An 18,054-nucleotide genomic window follows, 5' to 3' on the forward strand; every position below is an offset into this window, starting at 1 on the left:
ATTATATTATAAACTATATTTTGCGAATATTAAATAATGATAACTAAAATATATAGGAGGCATTTTAATGAAATTTAAAAAGATATTATGTTTAATTATGGTAGCGATGGTATCATCATTGGCATTAGTAGGATGTACAGGGAATAAGAGCAATGATGCTAAGAATAATGATAAGGTAAAAGTAACTATGATAACAGGTGTTGGGGGGATAAATGATAGATCATTTAATCAATCTTCTTGGGAAGGGCTTCAAAAAGCTAAGAAAGATTTAGGTGTAGAGGTAGGTTACATAGAATCTAATCAAGACTCTGAATATACTGCAAATATAGAAACTGCAGTAGACGATGGAAATGATTTAATAATAGGAGTTGGATTTAAGTTAAAAGACGCTATTTTAGCAGCTGCTAAAAATTATCCAGAACAAAAGTTTGCAATAGTTGATGCTGATTATGGAGATAAAACTCCAGATAATGTAACTTGTATAACATTTAGTGAAGAACAAGCAGGATATGTAGTTGGACTAGTAGCGGGTAAAATGACAAAAACTAATAAAGTTGGATTTATAGGTGGAATAGAAGGCGTAGTTATAAAAAGATTTGAATCAGGATATAAGGCTGGAGTTAAAGAAGCTAATCCAAATGCAAAAGTTATAGATCAATATGCAAATACATTTACAGACTCAGCTAAAGGTAAATCAATAGCACAACAAATGTATTCAAATGGTGCGGATATAATATTCTCTGCAGCAGGAGATGTTGGTTTAGGTGCGATAGAAGTAGCTAAAGAACAAGGTAAATTTGCTATAGGAGTTGATAGAGACCAAAATGAGGTTGCGCCTAATACAGTAATAACTTCAGCTATGAAAAAAGTAAATGAAGGTGTTTATAATACTGTAAAAGATTTAAAAGATGGTAAATTTGATGGTGGTAAAGTTAAAGTGTATGGATTAGAAAATGATGCTGTAGGACTAGCACCAACTACAGATAAAAATGTCCCAAAAGAAGTAATAGATTATGTAAACGAACAAGTTAAAAAAATTGTAAGTGGAGAAGTAGTAGTTCCAAAACAATAAAAATATATTTACACAATTCGACAAATATGATATTATGATTTTAATAAAATAAAAGTACCTTTAATCCAGTTCAGAGAAGCTGGCAAGGTTTTCGGAAGAAAATAAACGAAGTTTATTAAAATCATAGGATAATTTATATCTAAATTTATTTTAATAAACTATTTATATGAAAACCTCTTGCTAAGCAAGAGGTTTTTTCTTTTACAGGTACTTGTAATAAGAGGAGATACATCATTATGAGTAAAAAACATCAGGATCACGATTATTCACTAGAAGCAATACCTAGTAATTCAAAAAAAGGATTTATACCAATGTTAGTTGTTATGCTAGGATTTACATTTTTCTCAGCAAGTATGTTAGCAGGTGGAAATTTAGGAACTAGTCTTAGAATGGATCAATTTGTAACAGCTGTAATTATAGGAAATGCAATATTATGTGTATATACAGGACTTTTAGCTTATATGGCAGGAGATACAGGACTTTCAACACACTTACTTGCAAGATATTCATTTGGTGAGAAAGGTTCATATTTAGTATCATTTTTAGTATCAGCAACTCAAGTTGGATGGTTTGGAGTAGGAGTTGCAATGTTTGCTATACCAGTATCGAAGGTTACAGGTATAGATGTAGGAATACTGGTTTTAGTATCAGGTATATTAATGACAGCAACCGCATTCTTTGGAATGAAATCTCTTACAATATTGAGTATGATAGCAGTTCCATCCATAGCAATTCTTGGAAGTATATCAGCAGGAAAAGCGATAGGAGATGTTGGAGGATTTACTGGATTACTAGCTATAGAACCAACAGGAGCTATGACGATGAGTGCAGCACTTGCTTCAGTTGTAGGAACTTTTATAAGTGGTGGTACTTTAACAGCAGATTTCACAAGATTTTCAAAAAGTAAAAAAGTAGCAGTATCAACAACAGTAATAGCATTTTTAATAGGTAACTCATTAATGTTAGCTTTTGGTGCAATAGGTGCTATGGTAACAGGACAAGCAGATATTGCTGAAGTAATGTTTATGCAAGGCCTTATAATACCAGCTATAATAATATTAGGTTTAAATATATGGACAACTAATGATAATGCGCTTTATGGTTCTGGACTTGGATTTTCGAACATAACTAAGCAGCCTAAAAATAGAATGGTTATAATAAATGGAATAGTAGGTACACTACTTGCAATGTTTTTATACAACAACTTTATGGGATGGCTAAACTTATTAAATTCATTTATACCAGCAACAGGTGCAGTAATAATAGCAGATTACTTTATACTAAATAAACGTGAGTATGTAGATTTTAAAATTGCAAAATTTAAAAATATTAATATAAATGCAATAGTAGCATGGGTAGCAGGAGTTATAGGTGCTTATGTAATACCTGGAATAACACCTTTAAATTCAGTACTTACTGCAATAGTAATTTATGTTGCTTTAAGTAAAATAAATAATAAATCAAATAATATAGAAATAAAAAAAGCTGCATAATAGTTTAGAGTATCTTGGGAGGATAAATATGTTAATTAAAAATGCAAAATTAAGAAACAATAATGACTTAGTAGACATATTAATAGAAAATGGAGTAATAACTAAAATAGAAGCAAATATAGAGAAATTTAATGAAGAAGTTATAGATGCAAAAGGGTTTTTAGTTATACCACCATTTATAGAACCGCATGTTCACTTAGATACAACATTAACTGCTGGAGAACCAAGATGGAATGAAAGTGGAACTTTATTTGAAGGAATAGAATGTTGGTCAGAAAGAAAAGAATTTTTAACAATAGAAGATGTAAAAACTAGAGCAAGAAAAGCTATAACATGGCAAGTTGCTAATGGGATACAATTTATAAGAACTCATGTTGATACAACAGATCCAAACCTAACTGCTATAAAAGCTATGGTAGAGCTAAGAGAAGAGTTAAAGGATTATGTAACATTACAAATAGTTGCATTTCCACAAGAAGGTATACTTTCATTTCCTAATGGATTAGAATTATTAGAAGAAGCTTTAAAGCTTGGTGCAGATGTAATAGGGGCAATACCTCACTTTGAATTTACTAGAGAATATGGTGTAGAGTCTATAGATAAAATGTTTGAACTAGCTAAAAAATATAATGTTTTAATAGATGTACATTGTGATGAAATAGATGATGAGCAATCAAGATTCGTAGAAGTTCTTGCAACTAGAGCATATGAAAATAATATGGGTGAAAAAGTAACAGCGAGTCATACAACAGCTATGCATTCATATAATGGAGCTTATGCATATAAATTATTTAGACTTTTAAAAATGAGTAAAATTAATTTTATAGCAAATCCGCTTGTAAATATACACCTTCAAGGTAGATTTGATACTTATCCGAAAAGAAGAGGCATAACAAGGGTTAAAGAGATGGTAGAATCAAATATAAATGTATGTTTTGGTCATGATGATATAATGGACCCATGGAATCCACTTGGAACAGGAAATATGTTGCAAGTTCTTCATATGGGACTTCATGTATGTCAAATGATGGGTTATGGACAAATAAACGAATCAATAGATTTAATAACTAATAACAGTGCAAAAACACTTCATATACAAGATAAGTACGGAATAGAAGTAGGAAAACCAGGTAACTTAATAATACTACCTGCTGAAAATGGTTTTGATGCTATAAGAAGGCAAGTACCAGTATATTATTCAATAAGAGAAGGAAAAGTAATAGCACATACTAGTTTAAGTGAAACTACAGTAACATTTGATAAAAAAGAAATTATAGATTTCAAAAAATAATGCATTAAAGAGATACTCAATTTGAGTATCTCTTTAATGCATTAAAAAATATAAATATATATAATTATATGCTTATATTTTTTATAGATGAAATATTTCATTAGGTGAAAAAACTTTCTATATATGATAAAATATAATAGTATAGAAATGAGTGTGGAGGTATAGTATGGGTGATGACGTAGAATCAAGAGAAAAAAAGTTATACGAAACATTTAGTATAACAATGGAACTAGAAAGACCGATACTACATGATGAAGTAGAAGAAGAAAATAAAACTAGAGAAAAAAACAATAAAAAAATATTAAACCATAAAAATATAAAAAATGTAATGAGATGGATTTTAGCAGGTTTAGTAATTGCTATAGTAGGATTTTTTATATGGGCAAACAACTCATATAAACCGCAGGCAATGGCACATTCGGCATTAATAAGTGATGAAAATGTAATAGTAAATAAGGATAAGTTTATAACATTTACACCTGCAAATACTAACCCGACAAAAGGATTTATATTTTATCCAGGGGCTAGAGTTAATCCAGAATCATATGCACCAATATGCAAAGATATAGCTCAAAAGGGCTATAAGGTTTTTATAGTTGAGCCAACTCTTAATTTAGCGATACTTTCTCCTAACAAAGCGAAGGACGTAATCGAAGAAAATAGTGATATAAGCACTTGGGTAGTAGGAGGACACTCTTTAGGAGGAACTATTGCAGCTAAATTTGCTAGCAATAATAGAACTTTAGTAGATGGAGTAGTTCTTTTAGCATCATATCCTATGAATGATGACTTAAAATCTTTAAGTATGGATGTAATTTCAATATGGGGAAGCAAAGATGGTGTTGTAAACTTTAAGTCTCTTATAGAGTCTAAGGAAAAATTACCATCAGATGCCACATTTGTTGAAATTGAAGGTGGAAATCATGCCCAATTTGGAGATTATGGTAAACAAAAAGGAGACAATGAAGCTATAATAAATCAAGAAAAACAAATAGATATTACTTCTAAAAGCATAATAAAGTTTTTAGATAAAATAGAACAATAAAAAACTATGGATTATAATAATCCATAGTTTTTTCTAGAATCTTTTATATATTCCTAAATCGCCAATTTTATCAGATTTTATATCATTTTTGAAAGCATCTATAAACCACATAATATCACTTTTTAATATGGTTTTAGATAATATAAGGAATATAAAATAAAATATTATAACAACTCCTATTTGCATAAATACTAAAGAATCGAATCCAAGTAAATTAAATAAAAATTTTGTGCAAAAGCTTGATAATGTTATACAAAACGTTGGTTTTATTATCCAGTCTAATAAAAGAAAATCAAGTTTAGTTACCTTTAGAAGCCTATTTACACTAAGTAAAGAGTTTAAAAGAGTTCCAGTAAATAAAACTATAATAAAGCCATCAATACCCTTTTTAGGAATTAAAAATAAAATTAAAAATATTCTTATACCCATATCAATAAAGTTATACTTTAAAGTGCTCATTTGTTGGTCTAGAGCATTTAAACTACCATCAACAATTCTATCTAAATACATAAATGGTATAAGTGGAGCTAAAATTCTTATCATATATCCAACTTCATTATTATTATAAATTGCCATTCCTAATTCGTCAGAATAAATTATAAACAATCCAGATGCAAATACAGCAATAAGCAATGTGAATTTAAAAACACGAGATATTATGTAATTTACCCTTATTCTTTGATTAAGAGCATTAGCTTCTGCAATTTCAGGGATTATAAGTGTTGAAAATGAAGCTAAAAATATAGATGGAAAGTTAAGTAATGGCATGACCATTCCTTTTATAAGTCCAAATATAGATAAAGATGCTGATGTTGAAGAACCATATAATCTAAGGGCATTTGGAATTAATATATCTTCTACTGTTCTAAGGCCTGTTTGTATATATGCACTTGAAGCGATGGGGAGTGCTATTTTAGATATTTCAATTAAAGTGCAACTATCACCTCTTGAAGCTATAGTTTTATTTATATTTTTCTTTTCAAATATATACATTATATAAGAAAAAAGCGTTGAAATTATCACAGAAAGAGAATTAGCTGCAGTTACTAAAATACAAGTATAATTCAATCCTTTTGGCAGAGCAATACTTATAAAAGAGCAGATTATAATCATTAAAGTTGAAATTTCTATAATATCTGATGTTACACTTTTTATAACTTTTCTCATTCCATAGAAATATCCATGAAAACATGCGCCGACACCAAAAAAAGGTAATGAAATAGATAATATTTTAAGAGGAATTATAGCCCTTTCATCTCCTATCCAAGAAGTAGCAATAAGTTCAGCATTATAAAATACTAAAAAAGTTGCTAAAGAACTAAAAAATAGAGAATAAACAATTGCCTTTTTCATTATACTCTTGATTTTTTTTACATTTTTTCTACCCAGTTCTTCAGCTATAAGTCGGGTAGTAGTTACCCTAATTCCAGATATAGCTAAAGTTGCGGCCATCATATATATACTCATTAAAAGCTGATAAAGTCCCATTCCTTCGGTTCCAATTTTATTAGATAAATATACCCTAAACCCCATATTTATAAAGCCTACGGCCATAGTAGTTGAGGTTAAGATTAATGCATTAAGTATTAAATTTTTTCTTTTCATAATGTTTATCTCCTTATATTTTTAAACTTAAGCAAAGTAATTCGCCAATTGGTGGTTTAAAGTAAATTTTTATTTTAAAGTATAAACTTATAAACAAGCACTATATTCATATATATGTAAATTTATATTTAAATATTATATATATGAGAAATTATAATTTATTAAATAAAAATAGATAATACTAAATACAATATGAATGAAAAAATAAATTAACATTTAAATTTTAAGGAGAAATATTATGAGAGTAAGACTTGGATATGTAGCAATAGCTTTAAAATTAGGTAAAGTAACTTCCTCAAGTACACTGACTTATTCAAGATATAATAAATTAAAAACAGAAGATGAAAGAATTAATAAACTTAAAGAAGTAACCTATTCAAATATCAATGCTCTTGAAAAAATACTTAGATATAACATAAAAAATAATATACACTTTTATAGAATAACATCTAATTTAATACCACTGTCAACCCATCCAGAAGTTATGTGGGATTATAAAAAATATTTTGAAAAAGATTTTGAGTATATAGGAAAAATAATTAAAGAAAGTAATATGAGAGTTGACTTTCATCCAGATCAATTTAATGTAATAAATAGCGATAAGGATAATGTAGTAAAAAATACAATAAGAAACTTAAATGAAAAAGTAGATATATTTGAAGAACTAAATTATAAAGAAGGCAAAATGGTTATTCATATTGGCGGAGGCTTAGGAGGTAAGGAAAAAGCGATACAAAGATTTATCTGTAATGTTGAAGCGTTTCCAAATAGAATAAAAGAGAGACTTATATTAGAAAATGATGATAAGATATTTACAGCAAAGGATGTTTTAGATATTTGTAAAACTGTAAGTCTACCAATGGTATTAGATGTTCATCATCATAATTGTAATAATGATGGAGAATATATAGGTGATCTACTTGTAGAAATATTTAATACATGGAAAAATGAAAAGTTAGTTCCAAAAATTCATTTTTCAAGCCCAAGAGAATTTGAAAATGATAGAAAACATTCTGATTATATAAATGTAAATGATTTTTCAAGTTTTTTAGATGTAGCTAAGGAGAATGTAAATAAAGATTTTGATATAATGATAGAAGCAAAGCAAAAAGATTTAACTGTAGAAAGGTTAGTAAATGATTTAAAAATGTTAAGAAAAGATATTAAGTTTATAGATGAAACTACATTAGAACTTTAAAAATGATACACTATATGAATGGTATATACCAAATAGTGTATCATTAATTTGTGAAAATAAAAATAAATAAAAAAGGAAAAACGATTGCACAAGAAAAAATGAAGTGCTATAATGAAAACATAAGGCGATGCAAACGATTGCTTAAAATTTAATTAGGGGGACGATAATATGGGATTAAAAAAAATTCTAAGTCTTTTAACAGTAACAGTATTAGTTGGAGCTAGTGTTGTTGGATGTAGCTCAAGTGGAGGAAATACAGCTAAGGAGGGAGATAAAGTAGTTGTAGATATATTCCAATTTAAGGTAGAAGCAAAAGATGCACTAGAAAAAGCAGCTGAGGTTTATGAAGAAAAAAATCCTAATGTAGACATAAATATAGAAACTGTAGGTGGTGGAAATGACTACGGTGCAGCCCTTAGATCAAAGTTCCAATCAGGCCAAGAGCCAGCTATATTTAATATAGGTGGGCCTCAAGATGTTGAAGATTGGAGCTCGAAAGTAGAGAATTTAAAAGACCAACCTTGGGTTAAAGAAGCTTTTGAGGGTACATTAGGAGCAGTAACTAATGATGATGGAATATTCGGTATGCCATTTAATCAAGAAGGATATGGATTTATATATAATAAAGAAGTATTTAAAAAAGCAGGAATTGATCCAGCTACTTTAACTACTTTTGAAGCTCTAGAAAATGCAGCTAAAACTTTAGATTCTAAAAAAGATGAATTAGGTATTGAAGCAGTATTTGCAGTACCAGGAAAAGAAAAATGGGTAACAGGACTACATTTAATGAACGTTGCTTTATCTAATGAATTTAAAGATGGAACAGATGCATATAAGGCAAAAGAATTAGAATTTAAATATAATAAAGAACTAAAAGATTTATTTGATTTACAGACTACATATGCATTTAAGCCAGATGGAAAATTACCATCTATAAATAGTGTTGACTATGCTATGCAAGTAGAGCAAAAATATTCAACTGGAAAAGTTGCAATGGTTCAAATGGGGAACTGGGCATATGGAGGAATAGAAGGAGTTAATGCTGATGTAGCTAAAAATTCAGGAATACTTCCAATGCCACTTAAAGGCGTAGTAGAAGATTCTATACCAGTAGGAGTTCCAATGTATTGGTCTATAAACAAAGATAAAGATGATGCTCAAAAAGATGCAGCTAAAGATTTCTTAAATTGGTTATATACTTCAGATGAAGGTAAAAAGATGATAATAAATGATTTTAACTTTATACCAGCATTTAAAGGATATGAATCTGATGAACTACAACCAAAAGATCCATTATCAGCAGATGTATTAAAATACTCTAATGAAGGTGAAACTATGCCTTGGGTATTTATGGGATATCCAAGTGGATGGGGAGAAAATGTAGTTGGAGCTGATTTACAAAAATATTTAGATGGAAGCATGACTTGGGAAGATTTAGTTAAGAATGCAAAAACTACTTGGGCAGAAGAAAGAAAATAATATTAAATAATATGATATAAGTTATAGGAAAGTATAGGTATACTTTCCTATAATTTTAAACTTATAAAATTAAGGGGAGTGAGATATATGAGTGGCAAAGTTAAAAAAATTGGTAAAAACAAAAATAACCTAGACTTTTGGGCATTTGTAGGACCTAGCTTATTTGCGTTTTTAGTTGTAATATTTATTCCGTTAATAGTTGGTATATATTATTCATTTACAGACTGGAATGGAATTTCTACAGATATAAATTTTGTAGGACTTGAAAATTATATAAAAGCATTTTCAGATGAAGGATTTAGAAATTCATTTTTCTTTACAGCTAAATTTACTGTAGCATCAGTAATTACTATAAATGCTATAGGATTTGCTTTAGCTCTTTTGGTAACAAGAGAATCGAAAATCAGTAATTTATTAAGAACAATATTTTTCATGCCTAACCTAATTGGTGGGTTGATTTTAGGATTTATATGGCAATTTATATTTGTTAATGTATTTAACTCTATAGGTCAAGCTTTAGGGCAAGAATGGATGATGGGTTGGCTGTCAAATTCAACAACAGGATTTTGGGGAATGGTAATTATAATGGCTTGGCAAATGTCAGGATATGTTATGGTCATATATGTGGCAGGACTTCAAAATGTTCCACCTGAATTAAATGAAGCAGCTAAAATAGATGGAGCAAATATTTGGCAAAGAATAAGACTTATAACTTTCCCAATGATAAGACCCGCATTTACAATAAGCTTATTTTTAACATTATCAAATTCGTTTAAATTATTCGATCAAAACTTAGCACTTACAAATGGTGGACCAGGAAATGCAACTCAAATGCTTGCTCTTAATGTTTATCAAACTGCATTTTCATATAATAAAATGAATTTAGCTCAAGCAAAAGCTGTAATATTCTTTGTATTAGTTGCAATAATCACACTTGTGCAAGTTTATTTAACTAAGAAAGACGAGGTGGAAGCATAATGAAAAATAAATTTAGTAAAATAGGATTAGATATAGTAGGCATAATATTAGCTTTAGTATGTTTATCTCCATTTTATATAATAATCGTAAACTCTTTTAAAACGAAAGGAGAACTATTTGAAAGTACGCTAGCACTTCCATCAAGTTTGATGCTTGATAACTATACTAAATCTTGGGAACAATTAGATTTTATAAAAGTCTTAGGTAACTCTTTGATTATAACAATAGTAAGTATAGTATTTATAATATTATTTGCATCTATGGCAGCATGGATGTTACAAAGAACAAATTCTAAATTAAGTAATATAATACTATTTTTATTTATATCATCAATGCTTGTAACTTTCCAATCAATAATGTTACCACTTATAAATATAATGGGGAAATTAAAACTTCTTAATGTTCCAGGGATAATATTTATGTATATTGGTTTTGGTTGTGCATCAGCAATATTTTTATACCATGGATTTGTGAAAGGCATACCAAAGGAACTAGATGAGGCAGCTTTAATAGATGGATGTACTAAGTGGCAAACATTTAGATATATAATATTCCCATTACTTAAGCCAATATCTATAACTGTTGCAATATTAAATACAGTTTGGATATGGAATGATTTCTTATTACCATCATTAGTTATAAATACTCCAGAGACAAGAACAATACCACTTTCAATGTTTTCTTCTTTGGGCAATATACAAAACAATGGGATTTAGCTTTAGCGGGATTAGTTCTTACTATAATACCAGTGCTATTATTCTACTTCTTTGCTCAAAAACATATTATAAAAAGTGTTACATCAGGAAGTATAAAATAGGCTTATAGTAAAACATTTGGATGAAAATATATAAGTTAGATATTTATGAAAAATTTATCTATGAATAGACGTTTTAAATAAATGGATAGAGATGCATTTAGCAAGTATGATATAATTATAACTATAAATATTTTTAATTTATATTAAACATATTTAAATATAAAAATTTATACAACTGATATTAAAGTATTAAGTTATATATAAAATAAAATAGAAAGAAGAATATAGAGGATAGTTGAGCATGATTAAAATTACTATAAAAGACGTAGCAAAGGAAGCTGGAGTAGCTACATCTACAGTATCGAGAGTGTTATCTGATAATCCTAGAATAAGTGATGAAACTAAAGAACGCGTTCATGAGGCAGTAAGGAAACTAAATTATAAGCCAAATCCTATTGCAAGAAGTTTAGCTAATAATAAGACTCGAATACTAGGAGTTGTATTACCAAGTGAAGCTGATGATTTACTTACAAATCCATTTTTCATAAATGCTATGAAAGGAATGAGTTTATATGCGCAAAGTAAAAACTACTATATCACTTATGCATTTAGCAAAAGTGATAAAACAGAAACTGAAAGTATAAAGGAAATAACAGCAGCTAATTTGGTGGAAGGAATTATTCTTTTAAGGGTAAATGAAGATGATGAAAGTATAAAATACCTAAAAAAAATAAATTTCCCATTTGTAGCGATAGGAAGACCTGAAAGTACTGAAGATGTTTTATGGGTAGACAATGATAACTTTCAAGCTATGTATAATGTAGTTAATAAACTTATAAAAAAAGGGCATAAAAAGATAGGATTTATAGGAGCTATGAAAAGCTTAAATATGTCTAGAGATAGACTAAAAGGATATAAAATGGCTCTTGAAGTTAATGGAGTAAATTATGATGAAAATTTGGTTATACATAAGCTTCAATTTAATGAAAATGAAGGTTATGATGCAGCTAATATATTAGTTAATGAAAGTAAAGTAAGTGCAATAGTAACAACAGATGATTTATTAGCATTTGGAGCAGGAAATATGCTTAAAGACAATAGCATAGATGATATAGCATTAGTAGGATTTAACAATAATCAGCTAGCTCAGTATCAAACTCCACCACTATCATCTGTACATATAAACGCAGATAAACTAGGATATTATGCAGCAAAATTACTAATAAAAAAATTAGAATCTAATATTAGTACTAATACTCACTATATTGTAAATACAGAGTTTATAGAAAGAGAATCATTTAAGTAAAAATGCAAAAGCATTATATAAATAACTTATTTAAATAGGTTATTTATATAAATGTAATTGCATTTTTTACTCGACTATGCAACCGCTTGTCCAAAAAAGGGGAGGAAGTAAATATGGTAGAAGCTTTTATATTTGATTTAGATGGAGTTATAACAGATACAGCTCATTTTCATTATCTAGCGTGGAAGGAGCTAGGAGATAAATTAGGAATAGATATAGATGAAAAGTTCAATGAAAGCCTAAAGGGAATAAGCAGAATGGAATCTTTAGAAAGAATATTAATTCATGGAAAAAAAGAGAATGATTTCGTCAAAGAAGAAAAACTAATAATGGCAGATAATAAGAATAATTATTATGTGTCTTTAATAGAAGATATAAGCCCAAAAGACGTGTTGCCTGGAATAAAAGAACTATTAGAAAATATAAAACTTAATAATATAAAAATAGGTCTAGCATCTGCAAGTAAAAATGCCATAAAGGTACTAAATAATTTGAAACTTATAGATTATTTTGATTTTATAGCTGATGCATCGAAATGTGAAAATAGTAAACCTGCTCCAGAAATATTCTTAATGGCGGCAAAAGGATTAAGTGTAAATCCTAAAAACTGTATAGGAATTGAAGATGCAAGTGCTGGTATAGAATCAATAAATGAAGCAGGAATGTATTCTGTTGGAGTGGGAGATTTTGAAATATTAAAAAAAAGCTAGATATATTGTAAAAAGCACCGATGAATTAATATTTGAAAAAATAGTTGAAAAATATAGTAAAGAGCTATAGTTTTAGAAATTTATAAAGGGGGGGATTTTATGAGACGTTTATTTGATAATATAGATGAATGGAAAATAATTCAAAATAATATAGAATTCGATGAAAATAGATTAGCGGAATCAATAATGAGTCTAGGTAACGGATATATGGGAATGAGAGGTAATTACGAAGAATATTACTCAAAAGATAGCCATAGAGGTTCATATATAGCTGGAGTATGGTTCCCTGATAAAACTCGCGTTGGCTGGTGGAAAAATGGATATCCTAACTATTTTGGTAAAGTTCCAAACAGCGTAAATTATATAGGAATAGATATATTTGTAGATGAAGAAGCTTTAGACTTAGGAAAAGCAAAAGTTAAAGGCTTTTATAGAGAATTAGATATGAAAAACGGAGTGTTAACTCGTAGATTTATTGCAGATGTTTATGGAAAAGAGATAGAAGTAAATGTGGTAAGGTTTTTAAGTATAGCTAAAAAAGAAATGGCAGTTATAAAATATGATGTAAAAGCACTAAACTTTGATGGAGAGATAACATTTAGACCGTATTTAGATTCAAATGTTAAAAATGAGGACTCAAATTATGATGAGGATTTCTGGGTTCATATATCATCAGACTCTAAAGAAAATTATGGAAATATAGTAGCTAAAACTAAAGAAAATTCATTTAAAACGGAAGTATTTACTATAGGTGCTGCTATGAATATTAGTGCTAATAAGGATAGCAAGTTATTAACATATATGAATAAAGAAGGCTATAGCGAAAATAGGTTAGTATTTGATATAAAAAGAGATGAAACAGTATCTATTGAAAAATATGTAGCTATAACTACTACAAGGGATTATAAAGAGAAGGAACTTTTAGATGAATGTAATAAAATATTATCTAAAGAGATAGATAAAGGCTATGAAGCATTAATTAAAGAACATAGTGACAAGTGGAACAAAAGGTGGGAAACTGCTGATATAAAAATAGATGGAGATAAATTAGCTCAGCAGGGTATAAGGTATAATTTATTTCAATTATTTTCAACATATTATGGAGAAGATGCAAGACTGAATATAGGGCCAAAAGGATTTACAGGAGAAAAGTATGGAGGAGCTACTTATTGGGATACAGAGGCATATTGTTTGCCAGTATATTTAGGAGTTGCAGATAAATCAGTATCAAGAAATCTTTTAGAGTATAGATATAATCAATTAGAACCAGCTAAGATTCAAGCAAGGAAATTGGGATTAGAGGGTGCTTTATATCCAATGGTTACATTCAACGGTGAAGAATGTCATAATGAGTGGGAAATAACTTTTGAAGAAATTCACCGTAATGGAAGTATGATATATGCAATATATAATTACACAAATTATACTGGTGATTATGAATATATAAAAGAAAAAGGTATAGACGTAATAGTTGAAGTTGCAAGATTCTGGGCAAGTAGAGTTCATTTATCATCTAGAAAGGGATTATATATGATTCATGGAGTTACAGGTCCAAATGAGTATGATAATAATGTAAACAATAACTGGTACACTAACTATATTGCAAAATGGTGTTTAGAATATGCAGTTAAAAATGTAAAGAAATTAGAGATAGAATGTATGGAATCTGTAAAAAGAAATGATGTTACAGATAAAGAAGTTGAAAAGTGGATAAACATAGCTAATAAAATGTATCTTCCTTATGATGAAGAATTAAATATAATTGTTCAACATGATGATTTTTTAGATAAAGAGTTTATAAAAGTATCAAATTTACCAAAAGAAAATCTACCTTTAAATCAAAATTGGTCATGGGATAAAGTTTTAAGATCTTGTTTTATAAAACAAGCAGATGTACTACAAGGAATGTATTATTTTTCAGATGAGTTTAGTTTAGAGGAAAAGAAAAGGAACTTTGATTTCTATGAGCAATATACAGTACATGAGTCATCATTATCTTCATGTATATATTCTATAATAGCATCTGAAATAGATAATTTAGATAAAGCTTATGAATTATACTCAAGAACTGCAAGGTTAGATTTAGATAATTACAATAACGATAGTGAAGATGGACTTCATATAACTTCTATGTCAGGGGCTTGGTTATCTATAGTACAAGGATTTGCAGGAATGAGAACATCTAAAGAAACTTTAAGCTTCAACCCTAAGCTTCCAGATAAGTGGAAAGGATACTCTTTTAACATTAATTATAGAGATAATAAGCTGAAGGTTTCTGTAAAGAAAGACTTAGTAAGTATAGAAAATTTAGTTGGTGACCCTATAGAGATAGTATTATATGGAAATAAATATACAATTAATGATAAATTAGAGGTTTAAAAATAAAGTTACTATAAAAACTGATTGGTGTATCCAATCGGTTTTTCATTTATTACAACTAATAGAAAAACAATCGTTTGCATAAGTTTGTATTAAAATCATATAAAAATAATTAAAAATTAAAATTAAAGTTGAAAAAACTTGAAAATGTTTTCACTGGATGCTATAATTAATATATAAAAGAATAAAAATTAAGAAAATTTCTTATATTTTTTTGAATTTTATGCGATACGATTGCATAAATTTATAATAAAAAGAAAGGGTGAGGGGAAATATGAGTAAAACAAAATTAGGATCATTTGATTTTTGGCAAAAATTTGGTAAAGCATTATTAGTAGTTATAGCTGTTATGCCAGCTGCAGGACTTATGGTTTCAATCGGAAAACTTATAGGAATGTCATCGGATATACAATTTATAACTACAATTGCTAGAGTAGTTGAAGACATAGGTTGGGGTATAATCGGAAACTTACATATTTTATTTGCAGTAGCAATAGGTGGATCTTGGGCAAAAGAGCGTTCAGGGGGAGCCTTTGCAGCCCTTATAGCATTTATATTAATAAATCGTATAACAGGATCAATATTTGGGGTAACTTCAGATATGTTAGCAGATCCTTTAGCAACAGTAACTTCATTAACAGGAGCAGAACTTTTAGTTAAAGATTACTTTACATCAATACTAGGAGCTCCAGCACTTAACATGGGTGTATTTGTAGGTATAATTTCTGGGTTTATGGGAGCGGTATTATATAATAAATTCTATAACTTTAGTAAATTGCCTCAAGCATTAGCATTCTTTAATGGAAAACGTTTTGTACCTTTTGTAGTTATAATTGGCTCAGCAATAGCGTCAATAATATTATCAATAATATGGCCATTTGTTCAAGGTGCTTTAAATGCTTTTGGTATGTGGATAGCTTCATCTAAAGATACAGCGCCAGTACTTGCTCCGTTTGTATATGGAACACTTGAAAGATTATTATTACCATTTGGACTTCACCATATGATAACAGTTCCAATGAATTATACAGAGTTAGGTGGAGTATATGAAATAATAACAGGTTCAGCAGCAGGAACTATGGTTGCAGGCCAAGATCCATTATGGCTTGCTTGGATAACTGATTTAATAAATTTAAAAGATGCAGGAAATATAGCCGGATATAATAGCTTATTAACAACTATTACGCCAGCTCGTTTTAAAGCAGGTCAAGTAATATTATCAACAGCATCACTTGCAGGTATATCTATTGCTATGTATAAGAATGTTGATAGTGATAAATTGAAAAAATATAAACCAATATTTTTATCAGCACTTCTTGCATGTTTCTTAACAGGTGTTACAGAGCCAATAGAATTTATGTTTATGTTTATATCACCAGTATTATATGTAGTATATGCAATACTTACAGGTCTTGCATTTGCTTTAGCAGATTTAATAAACTTAAGAGTACATTCATTTGGTTTTATAGAATTTTTAACTCGTACTCCAATGCTAATTAAAGCAGGATTAACTATGGATTTAGTGAACTTTGTATTATCTTGTGTAGCATTCTTTGCACTAAACTTTGTTACATTTAATTTCTTAATAAAGAAATTTGATATAGCAACACCAGGTCGTAAGGGTAATTATATAGAAGATGGAGAAGAACAATCATCTTCTAAAACTACAAACAATGGTGAAAAAGATATGTTATCAGAAAAAATAATAAATCTACTTGGAGGATCAGACAATATTGAAGATGTAGATGCTTGTATGACTCGTTTAAGGGTTACGGTTAAAGATACTTCTATAGTTGGTAATGAAAAGCAGTGGAAAGAAAATGGAGCATTAGGTCTTATAATTAAAGATAGAGGAGTTCAAGCGGTATATGGACCAAAAGCGGATGTATTAAAATCAAATATCCAAGATATATTGGGGGTATAAAATTGAAGATTTTAACTTTAAATTGCCATTCATGGCAAGAAGATAAACAATTAGAAAAAATAAAATATATAGCAAAAAATATAAATAAAAATAACTATGATGTTATAGCACTTCAAGAAGTAAGTCAGAAGATAACTTCAAAAGTAGTTTATGAAAATATAAAGGAAGATAACTTTGCCTTAGTATTACAGAAAGAACTTGAGAAGCTTGGAAATTTCAATTACAACTTTTTCTGGGATATGTGTCATATAGGATATGATATATATGAGGAGGGGCTTTGTCTTATGACGAAGCTTCCAATTCATAAAAAGGAAAGTTTTTTTATAACAAATAGTAATGACTATAACTTTTGGAAAACTAGAAAAATAGTTAAATTAAAAGTAAGCTATGAAGGCGAAGAAATAAGTTTTTATTCATGTCATTTGGGATGGTGGCATGATGAAGAAGAACCATTTATAAATCAGGCAGATAAATTACTTGAAAATATAAAAGAAGAAAATAGAACTTTTATTATGGGAGATTTTAATAATAATGCGAATATAAAAAATGAAGGATATGATTATCTATGCAAAAATCTTGTAGATACATATTCTTTAGCAATTAATAAAGATGATGGTGTAACTGTTGAAGGTAATATAGCAGGATGGGATTATAATAATGAAAAATTGAGGCTAGATTTAATACTTAGCAATAAAAAAGTAGAAGTATTAAGTTCTAATGTAATATTTAATAATATAAATAAAGACATAGTTTCAGACCATTATGGAGTAGAGGTTGAAGTAAAAATATAATAAGTTTATAGGTATACTGTGGAGGA

At 28.8% G+C, this 18,054-nt stretch carries 14 protein-coding genes; 13 read left to right on the forward strand and 1 reads right to left on the reverse strand.

All coding sequences use genetic code 11. The features are described 5' to 3' along the window. Window positions 1-67 precede the first annotated feature (67 nt). The 4 genes from BN899_RS03875 to BN899_RS03890 all read left to right on the forward strand — a co-directional run bounded on the left by BN899_RS03875 (window position 68) and on the right by BN899_RS03890 (window position 4,901). A complete protein-coding gene (locus BN899_RS03875; protein WP_042273121.1) occupies window positions 68-1,072 on the forward strand; it encodes a BMP family lipoprotein in 1,005 nt (334 codons plus the stop codon). Between the two features lie 236 nt (window positions 1,073-1,308). Continuing rightward, window positions 1,309-2,565 carry a cytosine permease gene (gene codB / locus BN899_RS03880; RefSeq protein WP_042273123.1) on the forward strand — a complete coding sequence of 419 codons (1,257 nt, stop codon included), beginning with the start codon at window positions 1,309-1,311 and terminating at the stop codon, window positions 2,563-2,565. Window positions 2,566-2,593: 28 nt separating this feature from the next. Then, window positions 2,594-3,856: a cytosine deaminase gene (gene codA, locus BN899_RS03885; protein WP_042273125.1), complete on the forward strand. Its 1,263-nt coding sequence runs from the start codon at window positions 2,594-2,596 to the stop codon at window positions 3,854-3,856. A gap of 166 nt (window positions 3,857-4,022) precedes the next feature. Next, window positions 4,023-4,901 carry an alpha/beta hydrolase gene (locus tag BN899_RS03890; protein WP_052356572.1) on the forward strand — a complete coding sequence of 293 codons (879 nt, stop codon included), beginning with the start codon at window positions 4,023-4,025 and terminating at the stop codon, window positions 4,899-4,901. Window positions 4,902-4,934: 33 nt separating this feature from the next. On the opposite strand, the gene BN899_RS03895 is transcribed toward BN899_RS03890, so the two are convergent. Continuing rightward, entirely contained in the window at window positions 4,935-6,506 is a 1,572-nt protein-coding gene (locus BN899_RS03895; RefSeq protein WP_042273127.1) for an oligosaccharide flippase family protein, read from the reverse strand. 238 nt (window positions 6,507-6,744) lie between these two features. On the opposite strand from BN899_RS03895, the gene uvsE reads away from it, so the two are divergent. The 9 genes from uvsE (at window position 6,745) to BN899_RS03940 (ending at window position 18,028) form a co-directional block, all read left to right on the forward strand. Beyond that, a complete protein-coding gene (uvsE, locus tag BN899_RS03900) occupies window positions 6,745-7,704 on the forward strand; it encodes a UV DNA damage repair endonuclease UvsE (RefSeq protein WP_042273128.1) in 960 nt (319 codons plus the stop codon). A 168-nt stretch (window positions 7,705-7,872) separates the two neighbouring features. Beyond that, the gene (locus tag BN899_RS03905; RefSeq protein ID WP_042273130.1) at window positions 7,873-9,183 is read left to right on the forward strand and encodes an ABC transporter substrate-binding protein; all 1,311 of its coding nucleotides are present in this window, start codon (window positions 7,873-7,875) and stop codon (window positions 9,181-9,183) included. 87 nt (window positions 9,184-9,270) lie between these two features. Next, on the forward strand, window positions 9,271-10,161 hold the full coding sequence (locus BN899_RS03910) for a carbohydrate ABC transporter permease (protein ID WP_042273132.1): 891 nt from the start codon (window positions 9,271-9,273) through the stop codon (window positions 10,159-10,161). Then, window positions 10,161-10,877 (forward strand): carbohydrate ABC transporter permease, encoded by a 717-nt coding sequence (locus BN899_RS03915; RefSeq protein ID WP_330362437.1) that lies wholly within the window; start codon window positions 10,161-10,163, stop codon window positions 10,875-10,877. The genes BN899_RS03910 and BN899_RS03915 overlap by 1 nt, the downstream gene beginning before the upstream one ends. 342 nt (window positions 10,878-11,219) lie before the next feature. Further along, window positions 11,220-12,224, forward strand: a complete 1,005-nt coding sequence (locus BN899_RS03920; protein WP_330362438.1) for a LacI family DNA-binding transcriptional regulator — start codon at window positions 11,220-11,222, stop codon at window positions 12,222-12,224. Between the two features lie 113 nt (window positions 12,225-12,337). Next, on the forward strand, window positions 12,338-12,934 hold the full coding sequence (pgmB, locus tag BN899_RS03925; RefSeq protein WP_042273133.1) for a beta-phosphoglucomutase: 597 nt from the start codon (window positions 12,338-12,340) through the stop codon (window positions 12,932-12,934). 99 nt (window positions 12,935-13,033) lie between these two features. Next, the gene (locus BN899_RS03930; protein WP_042273134.1) at window positions 13,034-15,313 is read left to right on the forward strand and encodes a glycoside hydrolase family 65 protein; all 2,280 of its coding nucleotides are present in this window, start codon (window positions 13,034-13,036) and stop codon (window positions 15,311-15,313) included. Window positions 15,314-15,587: 274 nt separating this feature from the next. Further along, entirely contained in the window at window positions 15,588-17,237 is a 1,650-nt protein-coding gene (locus BN899_RS03935; protein ID WP_042273137.1) for a PTS transporter subunit IIBC, read from the forward strand. Between the two features lie 2 nt (window positions 17,238-17,239). Beyond that, window positions 17,240-18,028, forward strand: a complete 789-nt coding sequence (locus tag BN899_RS03940) for an endonuclease/exonuclease/phosphatase family protein (protein WP_042273139.1) — start codon at window positions 17,240-17,242, stop codon at window positions 18,026-18,028. The last annotated feature ends 26 nt before the right edge of the window (window positions 18,029-18,054 follow it).

Source organism: Faecalimicrobium dakarense (genome assembly GCF_000499525.1).
Classification (GTDB): Bacteria; Bacillota; Clostridia; order Peptostreptococcales; family Peptostreptococcaceae; genus Faecalimicrobium; species Faecalimicrobium dakarense.

Excerpts from the sequence above, each read along its gene's own strand:
- BN899_RS03875 (WP_042273121.1), top strand. The coding sequence starts at position 68 with ATGAAATTTAAAAAGATATTATGTTTAATTATGGTAGCGATGGTATCA.
- codB (WP_042273123.1), top strand. The coding sequence starts at position 1,309 with ATGAGTAAAAAACATCAGGATCACGATTATTCACTAGAAGCAATACCT.
- codA (WP_042273125.1), top strand. The coding sequence starts at position 2,594 with ATGTTAATTAAAAATGCAAAATTAAGAAACAATAATGACTTAGTAGAC.
- BN899_RS03890 (WP_052356572.1), top strand. The coding sequence starts at position 4,023 with ATGGGTGATGACGTAGAATCAAGAGAAAAAAAGTTATACGAAACATTT.
- BN899_RS03895 (WP_042273127.1), bottom strand. The coding sequence starts at position 6,506 with ATGAAAAGAAAAAATTTAATACTTAATGCATTAATCTTAACCTCAACT.
- uvsE (WP_042273128.1), top strand. The coding sequence starts at position 6,745 with ATGAGAGTAAGACTTGGATATGTAGCAATAGCTTTAAAATTAGGTAAA.
- BN899_RS03905 (WP_042273130.1), top strand. The coding sequence starts at position 7,873 with ATGGGATTAAAAAAAATTCTAAGTCTTTTAACAGTAACAGTATTAGTT.
- BN899_RS03910 (WP_042273132.1), top strand. The coding sequence starts at position 9,271 with ATGAGTGGCAAAGTTAAAAAAATTGGTAAAAACAAAAATAACCTAGAC.
- BN899_RS03915 (WP_330362437.1), top strand. The coding sequence starts at position 10,161 with ATGAAAAATAAATTTAGTAAAATAGGATTAGATATAGTAGGCATAATA.
- BN899_RS03920 (WP_330362438.1), top strand. The coding sequence starts at position 11,220 with ATGATTAAAATTACTATAAAAGACGTAGCAAAGGAAGCTGGAGTAGCT.
- pgmB (WP_042273133.1), top strand. The coding sequence starts at position 12,338 with ATGGTAGAAGCTTTTATATTTGATTTAGATGGAGTTATAACAGATACA.
- BN899_RS03930 (WP_042273134.1), top strand. The coding sequence starts at position 13,034 with ATGAGACGTTTATTTGATAATATAGATGAATGGAAAATAATTCAAAAT.
- BN899_RS03935 (WP_042273137.1), top strand. The coding sequence starts at position 15,588 with ATGAGTAAAACAAAATTAGGATCATTTGATTTTTGGCAAAAATTTGGT.